A 23,138-nucleotide genomic window follows, 5' to 3' on the forward strand; every position below is an offset into this window, starting at 1 on the left:
TGCTTCGTTAGCTCAGTCGGTAGAGCAGAGGATTGAAAATCCTCGTGTCCTTGGTTCAATTCCGAGACGAAGCACCATCATTTAAGCCACAACTACTCATTTAGTTGTGGCTTTTTTGTATCTGCTCGAAATGTCCTTGGTTAACACTTTGTTTAAAAACCAGCGAGACGAAGCACCTCCGTTCAAACCACAACTATTTTTTAGTTGTGTTTTTTGTTTCCTTACTTAAGATAACTGATAACCCAAATTCAATGTTTTTGACCTTGGCGCTGGATTTATCCTGCTTTCTTTGATTTTGCTTTCCTTGTAAATAGCAATTTCGATAATGATTTATTCATTGATGCTTGCTAAAAAAAATTTTGGTTTTGTCATTAGAATAACTAGCTACTGCAACTAGTACGCTTCTTTCATTCACTTTTCCTACACCTGAATAGAACCGTTAATTAACCAGCTAGGTATAACCATTCTCTTTGAAATATCGACATAAAATTTTAGCCTTACGGCAAACTAACAGGTAAGCTCATCATTTATTTTGGTTATAAGGTTTATTGAGTGTTTTACGAAGGTACTGAAAAACGATTATTCATTTGCACTAAAGATCTCAACCTTCTAACGTTTGAGCAAAGTTTTTGGCATGATTTAGTCTCTTATGCCGGTGCTGAAATTATCTCTAGTATCAACAATACACAGCTTACAGCCTTTCTATTATCTGAATCCAGTTTATTTATCTGGGAAGATAAACTACTACTCATCACCTGCGGTAATACGCAATTAGTCAAAGCAGCTTTATTTATTCAGCAACAATTGAGTAAAGAGAAAATAAAGACACTTATCTTTCAACGCCATCAAGCGCTTAAACCGCAATTACAGCCAACAAACTTTCAGCAAGATAGGATATTGCTAGAAAAGCAGTTTAATGGCCAGCAGTTGCACTGGAGGGAAGATTATCAAGGTGATCTCTTTGTGTTTGGCGAAATATCAACACAAACTATCTCCACCCAGGGTATTTATATGCTACATGGCTTACGTGGCGAGTTTGCAGAGAATTTACAAAGTCAGCATATAGATAAAACGTCTATTTTGAAGAAGTTAAGGTTGTCGGAATTTTTTAATGATTTTATGATTGATCATTTCAGCTTTAAACCTAAAGGTTATTCATTAAATGCAATTAGCCAGCAAGATTACCTAACTATCCACTTAACGCCAGAAAAGCTAAGTACCTATTTGAGTATTGAAACCAGTTTATCTGAAACACAAAGCGCCCCTTTTATCGCTTACTTGGTGACGCTTTTTTTACCACTTAGCGTTAAACGAGTTCATTTCCAGTCTGACAATAAACAGTTAAAACTCATTACTTGTTAAGGCTCTAATAAGAACACGGCATCAACACTGTCTGTAATAGTAATTTGATTATTTTGGTAACTTGAAGGTATTTGGTCACTTTCCATTGCTCGCATCAAAACAGGACGAGCACTACTAGCTTGGTAGTTGATAGAGAAGATATCGCCTAGCGTTGCTTGATAGTTATTCGCTAACCCTTTAGCTTTATCAATTGAGTCTTGCACCGCTAAGTTACGTGCTTTTTCTTGCCATTGTTTTGGGTCTTTTAAAGCGTAGTTAATTTGTCCAATATTAGAGATATCACTTTTCACTAACACCTGTAAAAACTGATTTACTTTAGTGACATCATCTAACTGATAACTAAGGTTACGAATAGCTTTCACACCAATTTGTGTTCGCTGCTTTTCGATGTATTCAAATTCAGGACGAATTTGAATATCAGCACGTTTTAATAGCGCTTGAGAGAACCCCCCCTCTTTTAAAGCAATTAATATATTATCAACTTGTTTATCAACAACTTGCTTAGCGTTATCACTATCATTTTCTACAGCAATAGATTGAAACTTAATGTTAACGGTATCAGGTTTCACTTCTAACTTTGCTTGACCTGATACGGAGATATGAGGCTGAGCAGGTAAACTATTAGCGTTAGCCCAAGAAAAAGGGGTAAGTAGGCAGATCAACAACGCAAGATTTGATTTTTTCATGGGACTCTCGAATTAAGAATAAAGGAATATAGTAATAATTAATCGACCCATTGAGACCGTGAAAGTTCATCTTTTTTTTACAAAAATAGAAAAGAAAATATTTTAATTACTCAATCTTAATCCAGTAATTTAACTTGCTGATTTTAAATTATTTTATCATTGTCAATTACCTACCAAAAAATTAAGTTAATGAGAATTACTTGCATTAACACACAAGGAATGTATGTTGATATGTACTATTCAACTTGTTGGAGATAATTATGCAAATATTTGAAAAACAGCTTAATAGATTTAAAGAAGAGTTAGGCTTTATCGCCGCGCTTGATCAAAGTGGGGGTAGTACGCCCACTGCACTTAAGACTTACGGCATAAATGAAGATGCGTATACTAGTGATCAAGAAATGTTTGATTTGGTCCATGCCATGCGCTCTCGCATTATCACCAGCCCTTCTTTTACAGGTGACCGAGTATTAGGGTCTATCTTATTTGAAAATACATTAGATCGTGACATTGAAGGCAAAGCCTCATCATTATATTTATGGGAAGAAAAAAACATAGTGCCGTTTCTTAAAGTCGACAAAGGGCTAGAAGCAGAAGCAAATGGCGTGCAATTAATGAAACCAATCCCTGGATTAGATGAGTTATTAAAAAAAGCTAAAGCAAAAGATGTATTTGGTACAAAAATGCGTTCTGTTATTAAACTCGCTAATGCAGAAGGAATAGAAGCATTGGTTAAACAACAGTTTAAAGTCGCTAAACAAATCTGTGCCGCAGGATTAGTGCCCATAATCGAGCCAGAAGTTGATATTAATAGCCCAGAAAAAGCAGCCGCTGAAGCCTTATTAAAAGAGCAATTATTAAAACAGCTAGATTTACTTGATGCTAATGAATTAGTCATGCTGAAAATCTCATTACCTGAGTCTGCAAACTTTTATGATAGTTGTATCAGTCACCCGAATGTAGTCAAAGTAGTGGCGTTATCAGGTGGTTATCCTATCGCAGAAGCTAACCGTCGTTTAACGGATAATAAAGGTGTGATAGCGAGCTTCTCTCGTGTATTAACCGATAATCTTTATAACGGGCAACCTGATGCAGAGTTTAATGCTGCATTGGCAGCAACGATAGCCCCAATCTATGAAGCATCAAAAACTTAATGAGAGATTAAATTTTGGGTATAAAAAAGCCAGCGATTAAGCTGGCTCTTTATTCTACTGAAAAGTCAGTAAAATTATAGTACGTCTACAGCGTTAAGGTCAGCAAATGCTTTCTCTAGACGAGTTACCATTGATGCTTGACCTGCGCGTAACCAAACACGTGGATCGTAGTATTTTTTGTTAGGTGCGTCAGGACCAGTTGGGTTACCAATTTGACCTTGTAAGAAATCGCGGTTAGCAGCTTCGTAAACACGAACGCCATCCCAACATGCCCACTGTGTATCTGTATCGATGTTCATTTTGATAACACCGTAACCGATAGACTCTTGGATTTCTGCTTCAGAAGAACCAGAACCACCGTGGAATACGAAGTTTAGTGCGTCAGCAGCAATGCCGTGCTTTTCAGAAACGTATGCTTGTGAATCACGTAGGATTGTTGGAGTCAGTTTAACGTTACCTGGCTTGTATACACCGTGTACGTTACCGAAAGAAGCAGCGATAGTAAAACGTGGGCTGATTTTTGATAGTTCAACGTATGCGTAATCAACTTCAGATGGTTGAGTGTAAAGTAAAGACTCATCCATATCAGAGTTATCAACACCGTCTTCTTCACCACCAGTACAACCTAATTCGATTTCTAGCGTCATACCCATTTTTTCCATACGAGCTAGGTATTTAGCACAGATTTCAATGTTTTCTTCTAGTGGCTCTTCAGAAAGATCGATCATGTGTGAAGAGAATAGTGGCTTACCAGTTTCTGCGAAGTGAGCTTCAGAAGCGTCTAGTAGTCCGTCAATCCATGGTAGTAATTTTTTAGCAGCATGGTCAGTATGTAAAATAACTGGAACACCGTAAGCAGCAGCCATTGCGTGAACGTGCTTAGCACCAGAAACAGCACCTAAGATTGCAGCTTCTTGACCTTCAAGTTTAAGACCTTTACCAGCGTTAAATACAGCACCGCCGTTAGAGAACTGGATTACAACTGGTGCTTTAACTTTAGCAGCAGCTTCAAGTACAGCATTGATTGAGTCAGAACCAACAACGTTTACCGCTGGTAGTGCAAATTTATGTTCTTTTGCTACTGCAAAAACTTTTTGAACATCATCACCAGTGATAACACCAGGTTGTACAACGTCTAAAATCTTAGTCATGAGATATATCCTATCTATTGTTTGTAATTTGAATAAGTTTAATTCTGCGTATTAATGTGGCAATTATGGCACAAAGAATACGCATTAAAAAGCGAGATCAAGATCTCACTATAAACATTTGATTAATCGTTGGCACGTAGCTCTAACATTGCTACAGCTGGTAACTCTTTACCTTCAACAAACTCAAGGAAAGCACCGCCACCCGTTGAGATGTAAGATACATCTGCTGTGATATTAAATTTATCAATCGCAGCAAGTGTGTCACCGCCACCAGCAACAGAGAATGCGTCTGATTCAGCGATTGCTTTAGAGATACCTGCAGTACCTGCTTCAAAGTTTTTAAACTCAAATACGCCAACAGGACCATTCCAAAGAATTGTTTTTGCTTCTTTTAGGATAGTTGCTAATGCTGCTGTTGATTCAGGACCTAGATCGAAGATCATGTCGTCATCTTGCACATCTGCAACGTTTTTAATTTCAGCTTCAGCATTTTCATCAAATGCTTTTGCACATGCAACATCAGTTGCAACAGGAATTGCACAGTCAACCATTAGCTTTTTAGCTGTATCAACTAAATCTGCTTCATATAATGATTTACCAACATTGTGACCTTGTGCTGCGATAAATGTATTAGCAATACCACCACCAACAACTAGTTGGTCAGCAATTTTAGATAGAGACTCTAATACAGTTAATTTAGTAGATACTTTAGAACCACCAACAATAGCAACTAGTGGGCGAGCTGGATTATCCATCGCTTTGCCTAGTGCTTCTAATTCAGCAGCTAAAAGTGGACCAGCACATGCTACAGGAGCAAATAGGCCAGCACCGTTAGTAGAAGATTGAGCACGGTGAGCTGTACCAAATGCATCCATTACGTAAACATCACATAATGCTGCTAACTGCTTAGATAATGTTTCGTCGTTTTTCTTTTCACCTTTGTTAAAGCGAACGTTTTCAAGTACTACTACTTCACCAGCATTTACTTCTAAACCGTTTAGGTAGTCAGTTGCTAGGCGAACAGGTACATCTAGAGCTTCATTTAAGTAATCAACAACAGGTTGTAGAGAGAACGCTGCATTTTCTTCTGCAGAAGCGCCTTCAGTAGGACGACCTAAGTGCGACGTGATCATCAACTTAGCACCTTTTTCTAGTGCTAATTTAATTGTTGGAATAGAAGCACGAATACGCGCATCAGATGTAACTTTGCCATCCTTAATTGGAACATTAAGATCTTGACGGATAAATACTCGTTTACCGGCTAAATCTAGATCAACCATTTTTTTTACTGACATGATGTGTCCTCTCATTTTTAAAAACTATAGAATTCTTATTTCTGTCTACATGTTTATAGGCTCAGTATTTACACCCTTCTACAGTGTAATATCATCGAGCTTTCCTTTAATACCGAGCGCATTATAAACCAAACTGTTTGTTACATCGATCACAAATAACATTGCAGTGTAATTTACCTTTTTAATCAAGGGTAATGGTTTGATTTGCATCATTATATATCACGCTTTTTTTAATCAATCGCTCATTAAAACAAAGCTATACTTATTTTTTATTGTTAATAATGTGAAATAGACTAATAATTTGATCTTACAAAACAGGCGATTTACGTTAGCCTAATAACTATTTCATTGATTATGATTAATAAATTTACGCGGAAAACACTCAGCTAAATGATGGAATCGGTATAAAACAATATAAACGAATTTATTCTCTTAGTTTTATTCTGTTATCAATAAAATTAAGATAAACAAGAGTACTTGTATTGAAAATTTTTTCGTTAAATAAAAACACCTGGTTAATCTATTACTGCTTGATTGCTATCAGTAGTTTATTGCTGATCACCAGTATTAATGCGCGTTATGATGAATTACTGTCTAAAAGGCAAGATGAGCAATTCTACGTCACTAAAATCGTTAAATCAGATATTCATGGGATCCTTACTCACTATGAAACTATGCTCGATTTGATCAATGAAGACTTCACTGAAGACGAGCATTTTAATCAATTTATTCTAGAACGGATTTTACAAAAATCAGAACTATTAATTGGCTTTGTTATCTTTAACCTTGATGGCACCTTATTAGCTAAAAGCGACAATCTCCCCGACAGCTTATATAAAACACGCTCCAGTGATTATTTCGATAATGGTTTCCACGGCAGCTTAGAAAAAGACAGGTTGATGATAAGCAGTGCCATCCTATCGCCAGTGACTAACAAATGGATTATTCCAATCCGCAAAACCTTACTGGACAATAACGGTGAAGTAAGGGGGTTTATTGCATCAGCGATTATCTTAGATAACTTAAAGAATAAATGGTCACATGCGCAAGCTTTTGGCAATAGCATCATGTTGACTCTCGACCATAATTTTTATCAATTCTTACATACCGGAATGCCACCAGAAAGATACAATGCAACCTTTGCCCACCCACTCACTGAAGAGCAAATTACAGAAACGGAAACGGCACTAAAAGCACAGAATCTCAGTTTTAACAAATTAAGAGCGAATAATGCCGTCGCACAAGTGATGATGTCCCCCAGTGATATTCCACTACTACATAGTTTAAGCTATGACAGTAAATATAAATTTTGGGTGCATACTAGTCGTCCATTGAGCGATATCAACCAGCCTTTGTTATATACGGCCATCTATTATTTTGCGCTATATCTATTATTCCTCTCCCTCACTTTCTTACTCTTTAAATGGATATTAAACACTGAAAAAAGTAAATTAACCGCGCTCACTTATATCACCGAACATGATGATTTAACCGGCTGCTTTAATCGAACGGTATTAGGAAGGTTAGTGGGGCGACTCAAAAGACATCAACAACCCTTTTCACTTTTATATATTGACCTAGATAACTTCAAAAATATAAATGATTCATTTGGTCACAAATATGGCGATATTTTATTGCAAGAGGTGAGCCGTAAAATACAAGAGAGCCTGAGAACTATCCCAGGTAATTTAGTACGCTACAGTGGTGATGAATTTGTTTTACTATTAGAAAATAATAACGAAGATGTGATCCGAGGCTTTGCCAAGCTACTTTTACGTAATATGGCCAAACCCTACTCTATTAATAATAACTCCTTTTATATTACTAGCTCTATTGGTATTACTCGTTACCCTAATGATGCTAAAAGTTTAGATACCTTAATTAGTTATGCCGAAAACAGCATGGCGATGGCAAAAAGTACCAAAAACCAATATATATTCTTCTCGCAAGAGGTGCATCAACAGTTATTGAAGCAAGCAAAAATAGAACAAGCCTTACACCATGCAATTGAAAATAATGAAATTAGTCTTGCTTATCAGCCACAATTAAACAGCCAATCTAAACTATGTGGTGTCGAAGCTTTAGTGCGTTGGCAAAGTAGCGATCTTGGCTTTATCCCTCCAGAAGTATTCATCCCAATTGCTGAGCAAACAGGTTTAATGCCTAAGCTTGGCCAATATATTTTAAATAAATCCATGTATGAAATAACTGCATTACAAAAAAAATTAAACACACGTTTTTCATTAGCAATTAATGTATCGGTTAAGCAGTTTATTCAGCTCAACTTCTTTGATGTATTAACACAAAGTATCGAAGACTTTGGAGATAAAAGCTTACCGTTAACCATCGAAATCACAGAAAGCCTGTTTATAGAAAGCGTGGACGTATTATTACCAGTATTTGAAAAAATGAAACAACACCAAATCTCTCTTGCTCTTGATGACTTTGGTACCGGCTACTCTTCATTAAGCATGCTCCGTGAAGCGCCAATTGATGAACTAAAAATAGATAAAAGCTTCGTAGACCATATCACTGAAAATAACGTGGATAAGGCGATGGTAAAAAGTATTATCAGTATGGGTAAAAACTTGAATATGCGAGTATTAGCAGAAGGAATTGAAACATTAGAGCATGCAAAAATCTTATCTAAATATGGTTGTGATCTTTTTCAAGGTTATTACATATCAAAGCCATTAAACATTGAAGAGCTAGAAGTGTATGTTAACACCATCCGAAAACGACACTAGCGTGAACGGTGCAATAGTTTATTAACATTAAACTGTTGCTCAAAAGTGACAGATTGCCCTTTTATCCAGCTTATAAAATCAGAGACTTGCGGCCTATCTGCTAACTTTTTCAGATACATAACATAAATACCTCCATCCTCTACTGAGTGGCCAAATAACGGCACAAGTCGACCATTCTCAATCTCTTTCGCCACTAAGGCATGACGCCCTAATGCAACACCTTGTCCATTTAACGCAGCTTGTACAATCAAATCCACTTGATTAAAACTATAACCACTATTACAACTAATCCCTTCAATATTTAGCTCTGACAACCAACGCGACCAAGAGGTGCCAAACTTAGCATTCGGTAATGAATCATGTAATAAAGTGGTTTTATTTAAATCTTCCGGTGTATTTAACGTGATCTTTTTTAATAATTCAGGACTAGCAACGGGGTAAATATAATCTCTAAATAGTAGCTCTTGCTGCATATCTGTTTGATCGCATTTACCATGGCAAATACCAATATCCACCTCTTCATTACGATATATAGGCTCAGCAAAATTAGCAGCAAGATTCAAATCAATATTAGGATGAGCATCATAAAATTCATGAATACAAGGCATTAGCCAACGGCTAGCAAAAGCAGGCATAGAGTATACTTCTAACTGCCTGACCTGTTTATGAGACTCAATATGATTGACTGTGTCACGTATCTGATTTAACGCCTGATGCACTGATTTAAATAACTCTTCGCCATTTTCAGTTAAATGTAGTTGCCGTGGCTTTCGGTCAAAAACCTTATACTGTAGATGCGCTTCCAGTAAGATTATTTTTTGGCTTACCGCACTTTGAGAAACACATAACTCTTTCGCTGCAGCAGTAAAATTTAAATGGCGGGCAGCACACTCAAAATAGCGTAATGCTTCCAATGGCGGTAAACGAGTCCCCAAGTTAATCCCTTATTACACATTTTCCATAAATCCAGACAGACAACATAGTAAAAGCAAATTTTACGCCAAGCCATAAAAAGCAATGCATAAGAATAATAAAAATCAAATTCAAGCGGTGGTGCTAAAGACTTTAAATAACACTAGGCACGGGAGGCTTTAAACACTTTGTTTTTTGAAGAACATTCCCTTAGCGCCTCTTGCGCGCATCATTCGCACCAAAATATAGCATTACAAATACTTATGGATAGTGATTAGAAATCATCGTTTGTCAGATAGCTCATTATTCAAGCAATATAATACTCAAGCTGTTCGCTCACTTAGCTCTTAATTCACTTAATGATCAAGGATAATCGTTATGAAAACTCTACTACTACCGTTAAAGAAAACATTACTCACTGCGAGTTTACTGTGTGCTACTTTCACTCAAATAGCACAAGCGGACTTACTTGATGATATTAAGCAAAAAGGTGAGATAGTCATTGCGACTGAAGCCCGCTACGCACCATTTGAGATGTTAGAAGATGGTAAAATTGTTGGTTATGGAAAAGACATTCTTGATGAGATATTAAAAGATTTACCAGGAGTTAAATTAACCCAATTAGATTTGCCCTTTCAAGGTATTTTGGCTGGGTTAAGTGCTAAACGTTATGACTTTGTTGCCACTTCACTCACTATTACCCAAAAGCGTATGGATAAATATGCCTTCTCTTACCCAATTTCTACAGCCGCTATCGCTATTCTAAAACGTAAAGGCGATGACCGCATTACCAAACCCGAAGATATGGGTGGTATGCGTATCGGTACACAAGCAGGATCTTCACAACTTACAGTGATTGAAAACTTCGAAAAAGAAGTATTGCTACCGCAAGGAGAAGGTTACAAATCTATTAAACACTTTACTGATTACAACGAAGCCTATGCAGCATTAGCATCAAGACGCATTGATATTGTGCCACAAGCTTTACCCAACCTAGCACCAATCGTAAAACAACGTCCTGATATATTTGAAATTGTACAACCTGCTTTTGGCCCAGAAACTTACTATGGGTGGGTAGGCAGAAAGGATGCAGATTCAACTTCTTTAGTACAATTTTTTAGTGATGGCATCGAGAAGTTACAAAAAAGTGGAAAGTTAGCTGAATTACAACAAAAGTGGTTTGGTTTCACTATGGACTTACCAGTTGGCGAGCTACCTACTCCCCAACACTAATATAAATAAGGGTAACTAACCCTTTATCTCCATTTTATTAACTAACACATCAAAAATAACGTGATTATTTAGGAAGAAATATGACTCAAGATCCCCAACAATTACCTCGTTATAGCGGTATTGCCACCTTTATGCGCTGTCCTTATCAACCACAATTAAATAATGTGGAAATAGGCTTGATTGGTGTGCCTTTTGACGGTGGTGTAACCAACCGAACTGGAACACGCCATGGCCCCAGAGAGATTCGTAATCAATCTAGCTTAATGCGCTCGGTCAACCAAAGTACGGGAATTGATCCTTTTACGCTATGTAAAGTCGCAGATGTAGGTGATGCATTGCCAGAGAGTCCTTTTGAACTGGAAAAAAGCCATCGTTCTATCGAAGCCTTTTTTAACGATATTGTCGGTGCTGGTATCCTGCCTATTTCTGCAGGCGGTGATCATTCCATATCGCTCCCCATTCTCAGAGCACTAGCTAAAGATGGCCCGGTTGCATTGGTTCATTTTGATGCTCACTGTGATACGGGCGGTCATTATTTAGGGTCAAAATTTCACCATGGCTCTCCTTTCAGAGTCGCTGCTGAAGAAGGTTTAATTGATCCTAAAAAAACTATTCAAATTGGTATTAGAGGTTCAGTAAATCATAAAGATATTTGGAAGTTTAGCCATGACAGTGGTATGCGCGTTATCTATATGGATGAGTTTTATAAGTTAGGCGTTGAAGGAATTTTAGCAGAAGTACACAAATTAGTAGGTGATACACCAGCCTATGTCACCTTTGATGTCGATGGTTTAGATCCAGCTTTTGCTGTAGGCACAGGTACACCTGAAGTGGGTGGTTTTACCACTTTTGAAGCATTGCAAATGATTCGTGGTTTATCTGGTTTAAACATTATAGGCGGAGACGTGGTTGAAGTGGCTCCTCCCTTCGATCCTTCAGGGGCAACAGCATTAGTCGGTGCCACTATGATGTATGAAATATTATGTGTGGCCGCGGAATCACTTGCTAAACGTCAGCCTTTAGGAGATTGATATGTTCGATTTCAGCGTTGTTTTAAAATATAGCGACTCATTATTAAATGGTTTATGGACAACAGCTTGGATCTCTCTTTTATCTATTCTAATCGGTTTTGTGTTAGGTATTGTGCTGTGTTTGGGGAGATTATCTTCCCACTCTGTTATTCAATACTGCTGTCGTTTTTATATTAGTGCCGTGCGTGGTGCCCCCTTACTCGTTCAATTAGCTATTGTTTTTTATTTTTTGCCCTATTGGGGCATCAATATACCGCCTATCGCAGCAGCGATCATTGCACTTTCGTTAAATACAGCGGCCTTTCAAGCTGAAATATTACGTGGTGGCTTTCAAGTGATCCCGAATGGTCAAAAAGAGACAGCCTGGAGTTATGGTTATAGTGCTTGGCAATGTTTTCGCTATATCGAGCTACCACAGGTATTAAGAAATACTCTGCCCTCTTTAACCAATGAGACGATAGATATCATTAAAAATTCAGCATTAATTTCAACCATTGCTGTTACTGACTTAATGCGTATCACTCAAACTTATTCATCTACCACCTATCGTCCCATTGAGTTCTTTGTGAGTGCAGGATTGCTGTACTTATTACTGACTTCTTGTATTAGTGTGCTCGGCCGCTATCTCGAAGCTCGATTAACGCCATATTAGGAGATATTAAAATGGATTTAAGCCTCTTTATAACCTACTGGCCAATACTGTTAAAAGGGTTGATATACACTCTTTATGTTTGTTCTGTGGGTGTCATTATTGCCTTAGTTGGAGGGTTAATACTGCACCTTATCAGTCGGTTAGCAGTTCCTTTTATAGACTTGTTATACACCACTTATTTAACCATTTTCCGTGGTACGCCTTTATTGGTACAAGTTTATCTAATGTATTACGGCGGTCCATTTGTTGGCATTGAACTGAGTGCCGAACAAGTGGGTATTTTAGGATTGGGATTATATGGCTCAGCTTACTTTGCTGAGATATATCGTTCTGGTTTTGCCAGTGTCCCCAAAGGTCATATTGAAGCAGCCTATGATTTAGGTTACTCACGTCGACAAACTTTAGTCTCAATTCAATTACCACAAATGTTAGGGTTGATTATTCCTCCTGGCATTAATCAAACAATTATTTTAATTAAAGAATCAGCGATTCTTTCTATTATCACCGTACCAGAGCTGACCACCGCGGCTGTCACTATGTCAACACAGACATTTAGTGTTATTGAGCCTTACCTATTTTTAGCGGTAGCTTATTGGGCGATTACTTTCTTGGTTGCCAAAATAGGTCAATGGTGCGAAAACCGAGCCACTGTTCACCTAGTGCGAAGCTAATTAGAGACTCTGGAGGAGTTATGGAAAAACAACCACATAAAGCAATCAAGTTAATTGATTTAAAAAAGCATTACGGTGAAAACCAAGTCTTAAAAGGCATTAACCTAGAGATTGATTACGGGCAAGTCGTTTGTATTATTGGCGGGTCAGGATCAGGCAAAAGTACTATGTTAAGGTGTATGAACTTTCTTGAACAATACGACAGTGGTGAAGTGCAAATTAATGGCAAATTATTAGGGTATGGTTCAGATGCCCAAGGCAACTTACAATTAGCACCTAGTCACATCACACAAAACGATTTATCAGAAGTGTGTATGGTATTCCAACAATTTAATTTGTGGCCACACATGAATGTGTTAGATAATGTTATGTCGCCCTTATTACGAGTGCATAAACTGGGCAAACAAGCTGCACGAGAGAAGGCAATAGCTGTGTTAGAAAAAGTGGATATGGCACATAAAATTGATGCCTATCCAGGACAACTATCAGGAGGGCAACAACAACGTGTTGCCATAGCACGCTCATTGGGTACAGACCCCAAAATAATGCTTTTTGATGAACCAACTTCAGCACTAGACCCTGAATTAGTCGGTGAAGTATTGAAAGTGATGAAGTCTTTAGCAAATGATGGCATGACCATGGTTATCGTAACGCATGAGATGGGGTTTGCTGCACAAGTCTCAGATAAAGTAGTGTTTTTAGCTAAAGGCTTCATCGAAGAACAGGGCCCACCAAAAATCTTATTCACAGCACCTAAATCAGATAACTTAAAAAGTTTTCTAAGTACTTGGTCAGAGCGTAATAGTGGAATTGTTTAAATGAAACGAGTGTATCAATTCGATTTATTTAGATTGATACACTAGTCCTCAGAGCGGATAACCTCAACACCTTTCTCTTGCAAGTCTGATGTTGCGTTATCAGATAAATTAGCATCAGTGATCACCAAGTCTATTTTCTCAATATCCAAGGCATGGATAAAAATAAAATATCCAGCAGCTCCTAGTCAGTTAGCAGTCGCTCAATAAGAAAAAGGCCTAGTAAATTGAAATACTAGGCCTTTTAATTAAAGGAATTTAAATCGTTAGTTTATTTTAAACTTGTTACTAAATTGTTCGCTAAGTTGTTCAATAAGATGAAATAAGCTTCTGGACCTTGCTCAATATCAGAACCCAATGGATCTAAAACGCCTGTTTTAGCACCAGAGCCTTCGATAATCGTTTCTACTAGGCTTGATTCAAATTGTGGCTCACTAAATACAGCTCGTGCCCCGGTTCTTTTTACGCGTTCACGGATTTCACTAATACCTTTAGCGCCAGGCTTTCTATCTGGATCAATCGTTACAGAACCTACTGCATTCAAATCATAAGCAACTTCAAAGTACTGATATGCAGAGTGGAAAGCTAGGTAAGGAACGGTTTTAACTGGTGCTAATTTTTGTACTAACTGTTGATCTAACAACACTAGTTTTTCTTCTAATTTAGTTGCATTTTCTTGGTATTGAGCTGCATGTGCAGGATCGATTGCAATTAATGCTTTAGCTGTCTCAATAACCACTCTCTGAGCCATTTTAGGATCTAACCAAAGGTGCATATCGTTTACTCCATGATGATGCTCTTCGTGGTCAGCATGATCTTCATGTCCTTCGTGATCATCATGTGCAGCATGCTCTTCATGGCCTTCGTGATCTTCATCATGGTCATCATGTGCTGCGTGCTCTTCATGACCTTCGTGATCTTCATCGTGGTCATCATGTACTGCGTGCTCTTCATGACCTTCGTGATCTTTATCGTGGCCTTCATGAACATCACCATGTTCATCGTGATGCTCATGTTCATCCCACTCAGCACCATCACGTGTCTTTAATAATGATGATTCCAGTACTTCAGCTAATTCTAATTGCATTGCATTATCTGCAACAGTCTCTAATGGTTTTTCAAGAAAGCTTTCCATCTCATGACCAATCCAAACCACAAGATCTGCATTCGCGAGTGCTCTTGCTTCTGAAGGACGAAGAGAATAAGCATGAGGAGAACCTTTTTTGACTAACAAGGTAGGTGTTGCCACGCCTTCCATCACGGCACTCACTAATGAATGAAGTGGTTTAATACTAACAACCACTTTAGGCGTTTCATCTGCCATCAATGTCTGCAATGGCAGTACAAATATAGATAGACAAATAAATAATAGTTTTTTCATGTTTAGTCCTTTAATATAGTTGATATGGTTAATGTTATAATATAACATTTTTTATTGTCAACTATCTACTTAAACATACTCTGTTTAGATCATGACAAAACACCGATCAGGAACACTTTAAACAATGGTATTTTGCAAAACATGCTAACCTCAAAAAAACAGGATACGAGCCAACCGCTCCTCACGTTAACCAATGTTAATTTAACAATAGGTGAACGTTCTTTACTTGAGTCCGTCGACTTAGAATTGCACCGAGGCGAAATCGTTACCGTCGTTGGGCCTAACGGTGCAGGTAAAACCACTTTATTACGTGTTGCACTAGGTTTACAAAAGCCAACGTCTGGTTCAGTGAGTGTTGCGTCGAACGTCACCATTGGCTATGTACCTCAAAAACTACATATTGACCCAACCTTTCCAATCACTGTGAGACGATTTTTAGCCTTAGCTAAAGCTCACAATAAACATTCATTCGAAAGTTTATTAAATGATGTGGGGGCAGAACATGTCATCGACTCTCCATTACAAAACCTATCAGGCGGTGAGTTACAGCGCGTATTAATGGCCAGAGCATTAATGCGTGACCCAGATATTTTAGTATTGGATGAACCGGTTCAAGGTGTTGATGTGCATGGCCAAGTTGAATTATATGATTTGATCAGTCGTGTACGTACTGAACGAGGTTGCGCTATTTTGATGGTATCCCATGACCTACATTTAGTAATGGCTTCTACGGACCGAGTATTCTGTTTAAATAAACATATTTGTTGTAGCGGTACCCCAGAAGTAGTGGTGAATGACCCTGCTTATACTGCACTGTTTGGGCCATACGCAGCTCGACATTTAGCAATTTACGTACATGACAAAGAACATCAGCATGATCATGACCATCATGAATGCTGTGGTGATGAGGAACATAATCACAATGGATGATTTTTTATTAAGAGCGCTGTTAGGCGGATTAGGTGTCGCACTAGTTGCAGGTCCTTTTGGCTCTTTTGTAGTGTGGCGACGCTTAGCTTATTTTGGTGACACATTGGCACACTCTGCTTTACTTGGTGTTGCCTTAGGCTTCCTATTACATATCAATCTAACTTTAGGTATTTTCCTTATTTGCCAAATGTTAGCGATTTTGCTGTTTGTTAGCCAATATCAACGCCAACTAGCCAGTGATACATTACTGGGAATATTTTCTCATGGCGCATTGTCTCTCGGATTAGTGGCATTGGCTTTTATGGACAATGTCAGAATCGATTTAGTCAGTTATCTGTTCGGTGATATTTTAGCGATTGGCTACAGTGATCTGTTTTGGATCTATGGTGCAGGCGGGGTAGCATTGCTTGGTTTAATTTGGATCTGGAAACCACTTTTATCGATAACCATTCATGAAGATTTAGCACGTGTGGAAGGTATTCCTGTTGATCGAATCAACTGGTTATTCTTAGGCTTAATCGCATTAATTGTAGCGATTATGATGAAAGTGGTTGGGATGTTACTAGTAACTGCACTACTCATTATTCCAGCAGCAACCGCTAGACGCTTTGCTAATACACCTGAGAGTATGGCACTAATTGCCATGCTAATTGGAGCTGTAAGTGTCGGTTTAGGCTTATTAGGATCATTCCAATACGACACACCATCAGGCCCTACTATCGTGGTCGCCGGTTGTATCTTATTTATTGGTAGTATTTTGTTACCGAAAAGACATTAAGCAAGACATAACAGGAGGCGGTGTATAGCCTTCTGTTATGTACATTTCCATTGTTCAATTGATAAAACGTCTACAATACTAACTATTAATTTCTACTTAGTTTTTGCCAATTTTTCAGATAAAAACTCAGAAAATCGATGTAATTCATTAACTAATTGTTTTTGTCCATGACGATTTATTTCAGGAGTTAAACCTGAAACACTGATCGCATAAGAGACAGCCCCATTTAACACTAATGGTACACCTATACACGTGATACCTGATTCATTACCTTCACCATCAAGCGCAAATTTTTGTGCCTTAACAGACTCTAATGCTTCTAGGAATGTCGCTTTATCTTTAATTTTCACATCACAGAAATGATCAAAACGCGTTAAATCGTTACCATGTACATCCCAGTACTTATCTTTATCTTCTTCTGAGAAGTTCGCCAAAATAACTTTGCCGCAAGCGGCATTGTATAGTGAAGATGTTAGCCCTGTATGAGCATTGGTGTGGAATATCGAAGAGCGTGACTCTTCTTTTTTTAATAAGATGACATTATCAAAATCACGTCGCTGAAGATTAATGGTAAAACCGACTCGATTCGCTAATTCAGACATATGTGGCGTAATATCGGCTAATAATGAGTCATCATGAATCACGTTATAACCTAGTGATAACATTTTAGTGGTTAACTGATAAGAGCTACTGCCTCTTTGACTGACATAACCATTATTTGTCAAACATTTACATATACGATGCAATGTTGGTTTTGGATAAGGCAGTACATTTGCAAGCTGCTCTAAGGTAATACCATTAGAGCAGTTTGCAATGACTTCAAGCACTTCGAAAGTTTTATTTACAGATTGCATAATTTCTCATTGACAATTTTAATGTTAAATCTAGTACGATTAACTCAGCATAGCTAATAATGATACCTTATAAGCGATATTATAGTATTCTTTACAAGGTATATTTAATAACTTTTAATGAGCTGCTAAACATACTTCAACTGTAACAACGAGCCCACCTATTTAAATTCCTACACGCTTCATAATAAACTTAACTGTTTAGTATTTATATCAATCGCATAAACCGATGACGAGGCAGTAATATAAAGTGTTTTTTCCTGTTCATCAAAGGTGCAATTAGACACGGTTTCAGGGAGCAATATCTTTCCCAGTAATTGCATATTTTTGTTAAGTATAATAATCCCTTCTCCAGAGCTTAAATACAAGGTACCAAACTTATCCGCTGTCATGCCATCTGGGATACCACATTCAACCTCATATACTAATCGTCCATTCGATAAGCTACAGCCATCAACATCAAAGGCTTTTAGATGCTTTAGCCCGTGCGTTGGAAAATCAACAATCGACATATCAGCAACGTATAAAGTTGATTCATCAGGAGAAAAAACTAATCCATTAGGTCGTTGGATATCGCTAGTCGCTATACTTAACGTGTCACTACTTGGGTCATAACAATAAACATAACACCCTATAATTTGGCTCTCTGCCTTATACCCTTCTTCATCACTGGTAATGCCATAGGGTGGATCAGTAAACCAGATTGTCCCATCGGATTTACGTTCAACAAGATCATTTGGTGAGTTTAATCGTTTACCATCAAGCTTTTCAATCATCACCTTAGCAATCGCTAGGTTATCTTTACTGCGTAAAGAGATACATCGACGCCCGTGTTCACAGGTAATAACATCACCATTACTCAAGGTATAATTGCCGTTGGCGTAATTCGATTGTTCAGTAACTAAAATCGTTTCCTGGGTGTTATTATCAAACAGATACAACGCCCCTTTTTTAACATCTGAGAACAAGAGTTGCTTAGTGTGCGGCAACCACGCCGCACCTTCACACCAAATATGCCCTCCACTAATCAATGTTAATTCAGATAACATTGCTGAAGAAAATGACATACTTGCCTCCTTTATTTACCATTCCAAGACGCTGAGTAATATTCACGGTAATTGTTCTCTGGGTCATAAAGGTTTTGATCACCACCATTACTATGGATATTTTCAGCAGTCACTAAATGAACTGGTGTTACGTAACCGCTAATTGGTTGATCTTGAAATAGGCGATTAAATTCATCGATAACCTGCCAACCATGTAAGCTTAATGGCTCTGCAACAGTTGCAACTTGAAAATCACCATTTCTGATTCTTTCAAATGCTGATTCACTACCGTCACCAGCAGAGATGTTATAAGGTGCATCGCCTTTCTTTTTGCCTGCAGATCGAAGTGCAGGTGACATGTAATCAAAATAAAGGTCATTTATCGCTAATGTATAGTTATATTTATCACCATGTTTTTGTACTAGTGAGTAAGTTAACTGTGGTATGCGGGCAGAAGTGTTAGCTAAAGGCGTATCTTCATAACCTAGTACAGAACACCCCTCACATTTTTCAATATAAGACTTCATTACATCAGCTTTATGTACCGCGATGCTATAAAGGCCATCAGTTAAAATAACTACATTGGCTTTGCCTTCTGATTTTGCAATGGCGTACATAGCAGAGACACGAGCAACATCATCAGCTGAACTAGTAATATTCGTTTCAATGAACAAATCTTCAATTGGACCTGGGTTAGGTGTTGCATGCCAACTAACGAGTTTTATGCCCAATTTATTGGCTTTACGTAAAGTTGGTACCATTGTATTCGGTGTAAAACCACCCACCACAATACCGTCTGGCTGTAATGCTAACGCTTGTTTCATCGCCGATGATTGAGAGGGAACGCTACCAGCACCATCGAGTACTCGCACATTCCAACCAATTGCTTTTGCCGCTTCCTCAAAGCCCTTAACAACACCAGCAACACCACTGTTTTTCAGGTCAGAGGCAACAAAAATAACGGTTTTATCCTGCACGGCTTTAGGGCCTGCAGGTAAAGAAAAGGCAACATTTGTTTCGCCAGAAGCCTCGGCAACTACTTGTTTTGCCATATCAACATATTGTTGAGCACTGGTTGCATCAGCATATGAATACGTTGATAGGGTCGCCGCGGCTATTAAACTCATGTATTTGATTGGATTTTTCATCATTTCACCTTTATGTTGTTTTTAGTTGCAGTCTGTTTTCGTTTTTGACTAAACCCTGCCAAGGTAATAGCCACCAATAAAATCGCTCCATTGAATAATGGCTCAACAAAAAATGGCGTTCCCAGTTGTTGTAAACCAGAAATACCGACACTCACTAACGACACACCAATAATGGTGCCCCATACATTTACTCTCCCTGCTCTAAAGGTTGTAGATCCTAAAAAAGCACCGACTAATGCAGGTAACATGAAATCTTGCCCTACAGAAGATGAGCCAATACCTATATGTGATGCCAATAGCACACTTGCAAATGCAATTAAGCCATCAGAAACAACATAAGAACCGATATAACAAGCCTTAGTATTAATTCCATTTAACGTTGCTGTATTTGGATTTGCTCCTACTGCATAAAGCTTTCTACCCAGGGCGGTATATTCAGTTAATAACCACAATGCAAAAGTGATTGCAGCTAGGTAAAAGACCACAACAGGTAAGCCAAATAGTTCATAACCACTTAAGTTATAAAAACTTTCAGGTAAGGCACCTACAATTTGACGACCATCGGTATGCCAAAGCGAAACGGCATAAATCACCGTACCTGTGCCTAAGGTTGCAACAAATGAATCAATATCAGCTAAAGCGACCAACATGCCATTTAACGCACCGTACAAACACCCGCATAATACGACGGTTAATGCGGCAGCTTCCCATGAAAATCCATAACGTTGCTGTAAGGTGATCACTAATACATGCCAAAAAGTCACGCCAAATCCTACATTTAAGTTCATTTTACCGGTGACCATTGTGACCATTGCAGCGAGGGCTAAAATTGCCACAACACTTTTTTCACTGAGGATTGCCTGCAGTGTTAGCATCGAAAAGAAGGTGTCAGTTGTTGCACTAAACACCACGATCAATAACAACGTTAGTATTAATAAACCGTAGCGCATCAATACTTGCGTGATCATATTTCCTAGGCCTAACTTCATCGACACTTCTGTTTCCAATGCGGTCGATTTAATATTCGATGTTGACATGTTGTACCTCTTCTACTTTTGACCCTGACGCATATTTCAATAAATTGGATAAAGTCACATCGTCTTCCATTAATTCTTTAACAACTCGACCACGATTAAATACTAATGCTCGATTTGATATATTCACTACCTCTTCAAAATCACTTGAGATAACAATGACGGACAATCCATTCTCAATCGCTCTTTGCATGATTTTATAAATCTCAGATCGAGCACCAATATCAACTCCCGCTGTAGGATTATCTAAAATCATGATCGGCTTGTTCATATTGAACCATCTCGCCAAAATAATTTTTTGTTGGTTACCACCGCTCATTGAACTGATTGATATATTGGGGTCTCTTGGCCTAACTGAATACTCGCGTATCGCTTGAAAGGTAGAAGCTTCCTCTTCCAATTTAGAAAGGTTTGATAATTCCCCTTTTCCCAAATTGCTTGGATTAAGATTTAAGTTTTCTAATGCACTCATAGACCCACAAATACTTTCTTTAACACGGTCTGCGGCGACCATCGCAATACCGCTTGCAATGCTTTTAGCAGGTGAAGAGATATTTGCTTTTTTGCCATTAATTAGCACGTCACCATTTTTGATATTCAAGCGGCCAAACAAGGACTGCCCTATCGCTTCCTGACCAGCATTTCTTAAGCCAACTAAAGACACTAACTCGCCTTTTCTTAAGTTCATATTAAATGGATCAAGATCTCCAATTTGTAAATTCTCAATATTCAAAACAACTGGTGAAGTTGGGTTTAAGGGCGTTCTGTAACTCATCTCTTTTTTCATACCAACGATTAAGGTGACTAGATCGTCTAATGAAAAATCCTTTACTAAACCCGAGCCAACCATCTTCCCGTCGCGTAACACAACAACATCATCACAAATATCGTGTATTTCATCTAAGCGATGCGAAACGTAAATCATGCCTACGCCTCTGGCTTTTAAACCTTTTAATACATCGAACATACGTCCTACATCACTAGCGACTAAAGATGCGGTAGGCTCATCAAGTATTAATACTTCGGCATCTGCAATTAGTGCACGGGCAATCGTTAATAACGCTTTTTCAGCAGCACTCAGATTAAAAATTCGTTCTGAAGCCTTAGCATCTAACCCCACTAAATTAAGTACTTCTTCTGCCTTTTGTTCAGCAGCCTTCCAATTAATAATTCCCCATCTTTTAGGAAAACCTAAAGTTAACCCAATGTTTTCAGTGACAGTCATCCATTCAACTAAGCCTAAATCTTGGTGAATGAATGCAATAGGTGACTTGTTAGAACGATTAAGAGCAGTTGCGTCTTCTATCGATTCATTTTTAAAAATAATCTCTCCACTGGTTTTTTTATTAATACCAGCCAACGTTTTAATTAAAGTAGACTTACCTGCGCCATTCTCTCCTAATAAAGCCACACATCGACCTGGATGAACATTAAAAGAAGCAGACTCCAAAGCTACAAAATTAAAGAAACGCTTTGTAAGATTATTAATTGAAAGCAAACTGCCCTCAGGAGTATCAATAAATCTCATACTATCCTCGTATATTATTTTTTAATATAAGGATAAAATTCCACATAGCGGAATAATATACAATTAAATTCCACATTATAATACTTGTAGTTTTCGAATTATTGTGTGATTCAAGTCCGACTTTAATTCGATTGGCTATTTGAGGTGCTATTTATTGATCTCTATCTCATAACCTTACATTGAGTAGATTTTCATTTATTTAAAGAATTTTATTGTTTTTGTAAGACAACTATTTATATATCAGAGAGTTAAAAGTGACTTAAGGTAAAAGATAAATAATACAGTGAAATTGCGTAATACAGACTTTCAACGTGAATAGGCAGGGATAAAGAAAAAATAGGTGAGTAAATAAAATTGAACAGAGGAATTTATGCTGTATTTGCAATAAAAAAGTAAAAATAAACAACTAAATTTCGCATAAAAAAGCACTTATATTTGCCAAATAACAACTAGGTTATTGATCTTATTTAGGTTTATGAAAGTGCCATAATAGTAATAATATCACATCATAAATTTGACTCTCGTCACACAATTGAGCATAATATGTACAGATTCACTATTTAAGTAAGGAAATTACGTATGAATACTACAACTTTAGATCATGCTCCAAAAACCGCAAATAACAATGTTTCAGCTTTTGCTGATAAAGCATTTTTCTTTGTAAAAATGGCGATTGCTATCAGTGCAATTATTTTAGTAGAAGTATCAGCTTGGATCTAAAAGGCCCCGGCAA

The 23,138-nt window shown here is 37.8% G+C and carries 21 protein-coding genes and 1 tRNA gene; 12 read left to right on the forward strand and 10 right to left on the reverse strand.

The window, feature by feature from the left end; genetic code table 11:
* Position 1 precedes the first annotated feature (1 nt).
* Positions 2-77: transfer RNA gene (locus OW492_RS15740), tRNA-Phe, on the forward strand.
* 475 nt (positions 78-552) lie between these two features.
* Positions 553-1,362 carry an S-adenosylmethionine decarboxylase gene (locus tag OW492_RS15745; RefSeq protein ID WP_290041363.1) on the forward strand — a complete coding sequence of 270 codons (810 nt, stop codon included), beginning with the start codon at positions 553-555 and terminating at the stop codon, positions 1,360-1,362.
* Here the strand turns inward: OW492_RS15745 and OW492_RS15750 are convergent.
* Positions 1,359-2,048, reverse strand: a complete 690-nt coding sequence (locus OW492_RS15750) for an SIMPL domain-containing protein (protein ID WP_290041365.1) — start codon at positions 2,046-2,048, stop codon at positions 1,359-1,361. The genes OW492_RS15745 and OW492_RS15750 overlap by 4 nt on opposite strands.
* 260 nt (positions 2,049-2,308) lie before the next feature.
* Between OW492_RS15750 and OW492_RS15755 the strand changes: the two genes are divergently transcribed.
* A complete protein-coding gene (locus tag OW492_RS15755; protein WP_290041366.1) occupies positions 2,309-3,202 on the forward strand; it encodes a fructose bisphosphate aldolase in 894 nt (297 codons plus the stop codon).
* A gap of 74 nt (positions 3,203-3,276) precedes the next feature.
* Here OW492_RS15755 and fbaA read toward each other — a convergent pair whose 3' ends face one another.
* Both fbaA and OW492_RS15765 read right to left on the reverse strand, forming a co-directional pair.
* A complete protein-coding gene (gene fbaA / locus OW492_RS15760; protein WP_290041368.1) occupies positions 3,277-4,353 on the reverse strand; it encodes a class II fructose-bisphosphate aldolase in 1,077 nt (358 codons plus the stop codon).
* A gap of 122 nt (positions 4,354-4,475) precedes the next feature.
* On the reverse strand, positions 4,476-5,648 hold the full coding sequence (locus OW492_RS15765; protein ID WP_290041370.1) for a phosphoglycerate kinase: 1,173 nt from the start codon (positions 5,646-5,648) through the stop codon (positions 4,476-4,478).
* Between the two features lie 482 nt (positions 5,649-6,130).
* On the opposite strand from OW492_RS15765, the gene OW492_RS15770 reads away from it, so the two are divergent.
* Positions 6,131-8,395, forward strand: coding sequence for an EAL domain-containing protein (locus OW492_RS15770; RefSeq protein WP_290041371.1), 2,265 nt, complete (start codon positions 6,131-6,133; stop codon positions 8,393-8,395).
* Here the strand turns inward: OW492_RS15770 and gcvA are convergent.
* On the reverse strand, positions 8,392-9,330 hold the full coding sequence (gene gcvA, locus OW492_RS15775) for a transcriptional regulator GcvA (protein WP_290041372.1): 939 nt from the start codon (positions 9,328-9,330) through the stop codon (positions 8,392-8,394). The genes OW492_RS15770 and gcvA overlap by 4 nt on opposite strands.
* A gap of 355 nt (positions 9,331-9,685) precedes the next feature.
* Here gcvA and OW492_RS15780 point away from each other — a divergent pair, with 355 nt between their 5' ends.
* From OW492_RS15780 to OW492_RS15800, 5 genes are all read left to right on the forward strand, one after another.
* Positions 9,686-10,540 carry a transporter substrate-binding domain-containing protein gene (locus tag OW492_RS15780; protein WP_290041373.1) on the forward strand — a complete coding sequence of 285 codons (855 nt, stop codon included), beginning with the start codon at positions 9,686-9,688 and terminating at the stop codon, positions 10,538-10,540.
* Positions 10,541-10,620: 80 nt separating this feature from the next.
* A complete protein-coding gene (gene speB, locus OW492_RS15785) occupies positions 10,621-11,571 on the forward strand; it encodes an agmatinase (protein ID WP_290041374.1) in 951 nt (316 codons plus the stop codon).
* A gap of 1 nt (position 11,572) precedes the next feature.
* Complete coding sequence (locus OW492_RS15790; protein ID WP_290041375.1) at positions 11,573-12,223, forward strand: amino acid ABC transporter permease; 651 nt, start codon at positions 11,573-11,575, stop codon at positions 12,221-12,223.
* Between the two features lie 11 nt (positions 12,224-12,234).
* Positions 12,235-12,894, forward strand: coding sequence for an amino acid ABC transporter permease (locus OW492_RS15795; RefSeq protein WP_290041377.1), 660 nt, complete (start codon positions 12,235-12,237; stop codon positions 12,892-12,894).
* A 20-nt stretch (positions 12,895-12,914) separates the two neighbouring features.
* A complete protein-coding gene (locus OW492_RS15800) occupies positions 12,915-13,712 on the forward strand; it encodes an amino acid ABC transporter ATP-binding protein (protein ID WP_290041378.1) in 798 nt (265 codons plus the stop codon).
* A 268-nt stretch (positions 13,713-13,980) separates the two neighbouring features.
* Here the strand turns inward: OW492_RS15800 and OW492_RS15805 are convergent, their stop codons facing one another.
* Positions 13,981-15,090: a zinc ABC transporter substrate-binding protein gene (locus tag OW492_RS15805; protein WP_290041379.1), complete on the reverse strand. Its 1,110-nt coding sequence runs from the start codon at positions 15,088-15,090 to the stop codon at positions 13,981-13,983.
* 141 nt (positions 15,091-15,231) lie between these two features.
* Between OW492_RS15805 and znuC the strand changes: the two genes are divergently transcribed.
* Together znuC and OW492_RS15815 are read left to right on the forward strand one after the other, a co-directional pair.
* Positions 15,232-16,020 (forward strand): zinc ABC transporter ATP-binding protein ZnuC, encoded by a 789-nt coding sequence (gene znuC, locus OW492_RS15810; RefSeq protein WP_290041380.1) that lies wholly within the window; start codon positions 15,232-15,234, stop codon positions 16,018-16,020.
* The gene (locus OW492_RS15815; protein WP_290041381.1) at positions 16,013-16,798 is read left to right on the forward strand and encodes an iron chelate uptake ABC transporter family permease subunit; all 786 of its coding nucleotides are present in this window, start codon (positions 16,013-16,015) and stop codon (positions 16,796-16,798) included. Before znuC ends, OW492_RS15815 begins: the two co-directional genes overlap by 8 nt.
* Positions 16,799-16,890: 92 nt before the next feature.
* Here the strand turns inward: OW492_RS15815 and OW492_RS15820 are convergent, their stop codons facing one another.
* The 5 genes from OW492_RS15820 to OW492_RS15840 all read right to left on the reverse strand — a co-directional run bounded on the left by OW492_RS15820 (position 16,891) and on the right by OW492_RS15840 (position 22,405).
* A complete protein-coding gene (locus OW492_RS15820; protein WP_290041382.1) occupies positions 16,891-17,652 on the reverse strand; it encodes an IclR family transcriptional regulator in 762 nt (253 codons plus the stop codon).
* Between the two features lie 179 nt (positions 17,653-17,831).
* The gene (locus tag OW492_RS15825; protein ID WP_290041383.1) at positions 17,832-18,716 is read right to left on the reverse strand and encodes an SMP-30/gluconolactonase/LRE family protein; all 885 of its coding nucleotides are present in this window, start codon (positions 18,714-18,716) and stop codon (positions 17,832-17,834) included.
* 11 nt (positions 18,717-18,727) lie between these two features.
* Complete coding sequence (locus OW492_RS15830; protein ID WP_290041385.1) at positions 18,728-19,843, reverse strand: substrate-binding domain-containing protein; 1,116 nt, start codon at positions 19,841-19,843, stop codon at positions 18,728-18,730.
* Positions 19,843-20,880, reverse strand: a complete 1,038-nt coding sequence (locus OW492_RS15835; protein WP_290041386.1) for an ABC transporter permease — start codon at positions 20,878-20,880, stop codon at positions 19,843-19,845. Before OW492_RS15835 ends, OW492_RS15830 begins: the two co-directional genes overlap by 1 nt.
* The gene (locus OW492_RS15840) at positions 20,861-22,405 is read right to left on the reverse strand and encodes a sugar ABC transporter ATP-binding protein (RefSeq protein WP_290041387.1); all 1,545 of its coding nucleotides are present in this window, start codon (positions 22,403-22,405) and stop codon (positions 20,861-20,863) included. Before OW492_RS15840 ends, OW492_RS15835 begins: the two co-directional genes overlap by 20 nt.
* Before the next feature lie 579 nt (positions 22,406-22,984).
* On the opposite strand from OW492_RS15840, the gene OW492_RS15845 reads away from it, so the two are divergent.
* Positions 22,985-23,125, forward strand: a complete 141-nt coding sequence (locus OW492_RS15845; protein WP_290041388.1) for a hypothetical protein — start codon at positions 22,985-22,987, stop codon at positions 23,123-23,125.
* The last annotated feature ends 13 nt before the right edge of the window (positions 23,126-23,138 follow it).

Source organism: Psychromonas sp. 14N.309.X.WAT.B.A12, assembly GCF_030397575.1.
GTDB lineage: Bacteria > Pseudomonadota > Gammaproteobacteria > Enterobacterales > Psychromonadaceae > Psychromonas.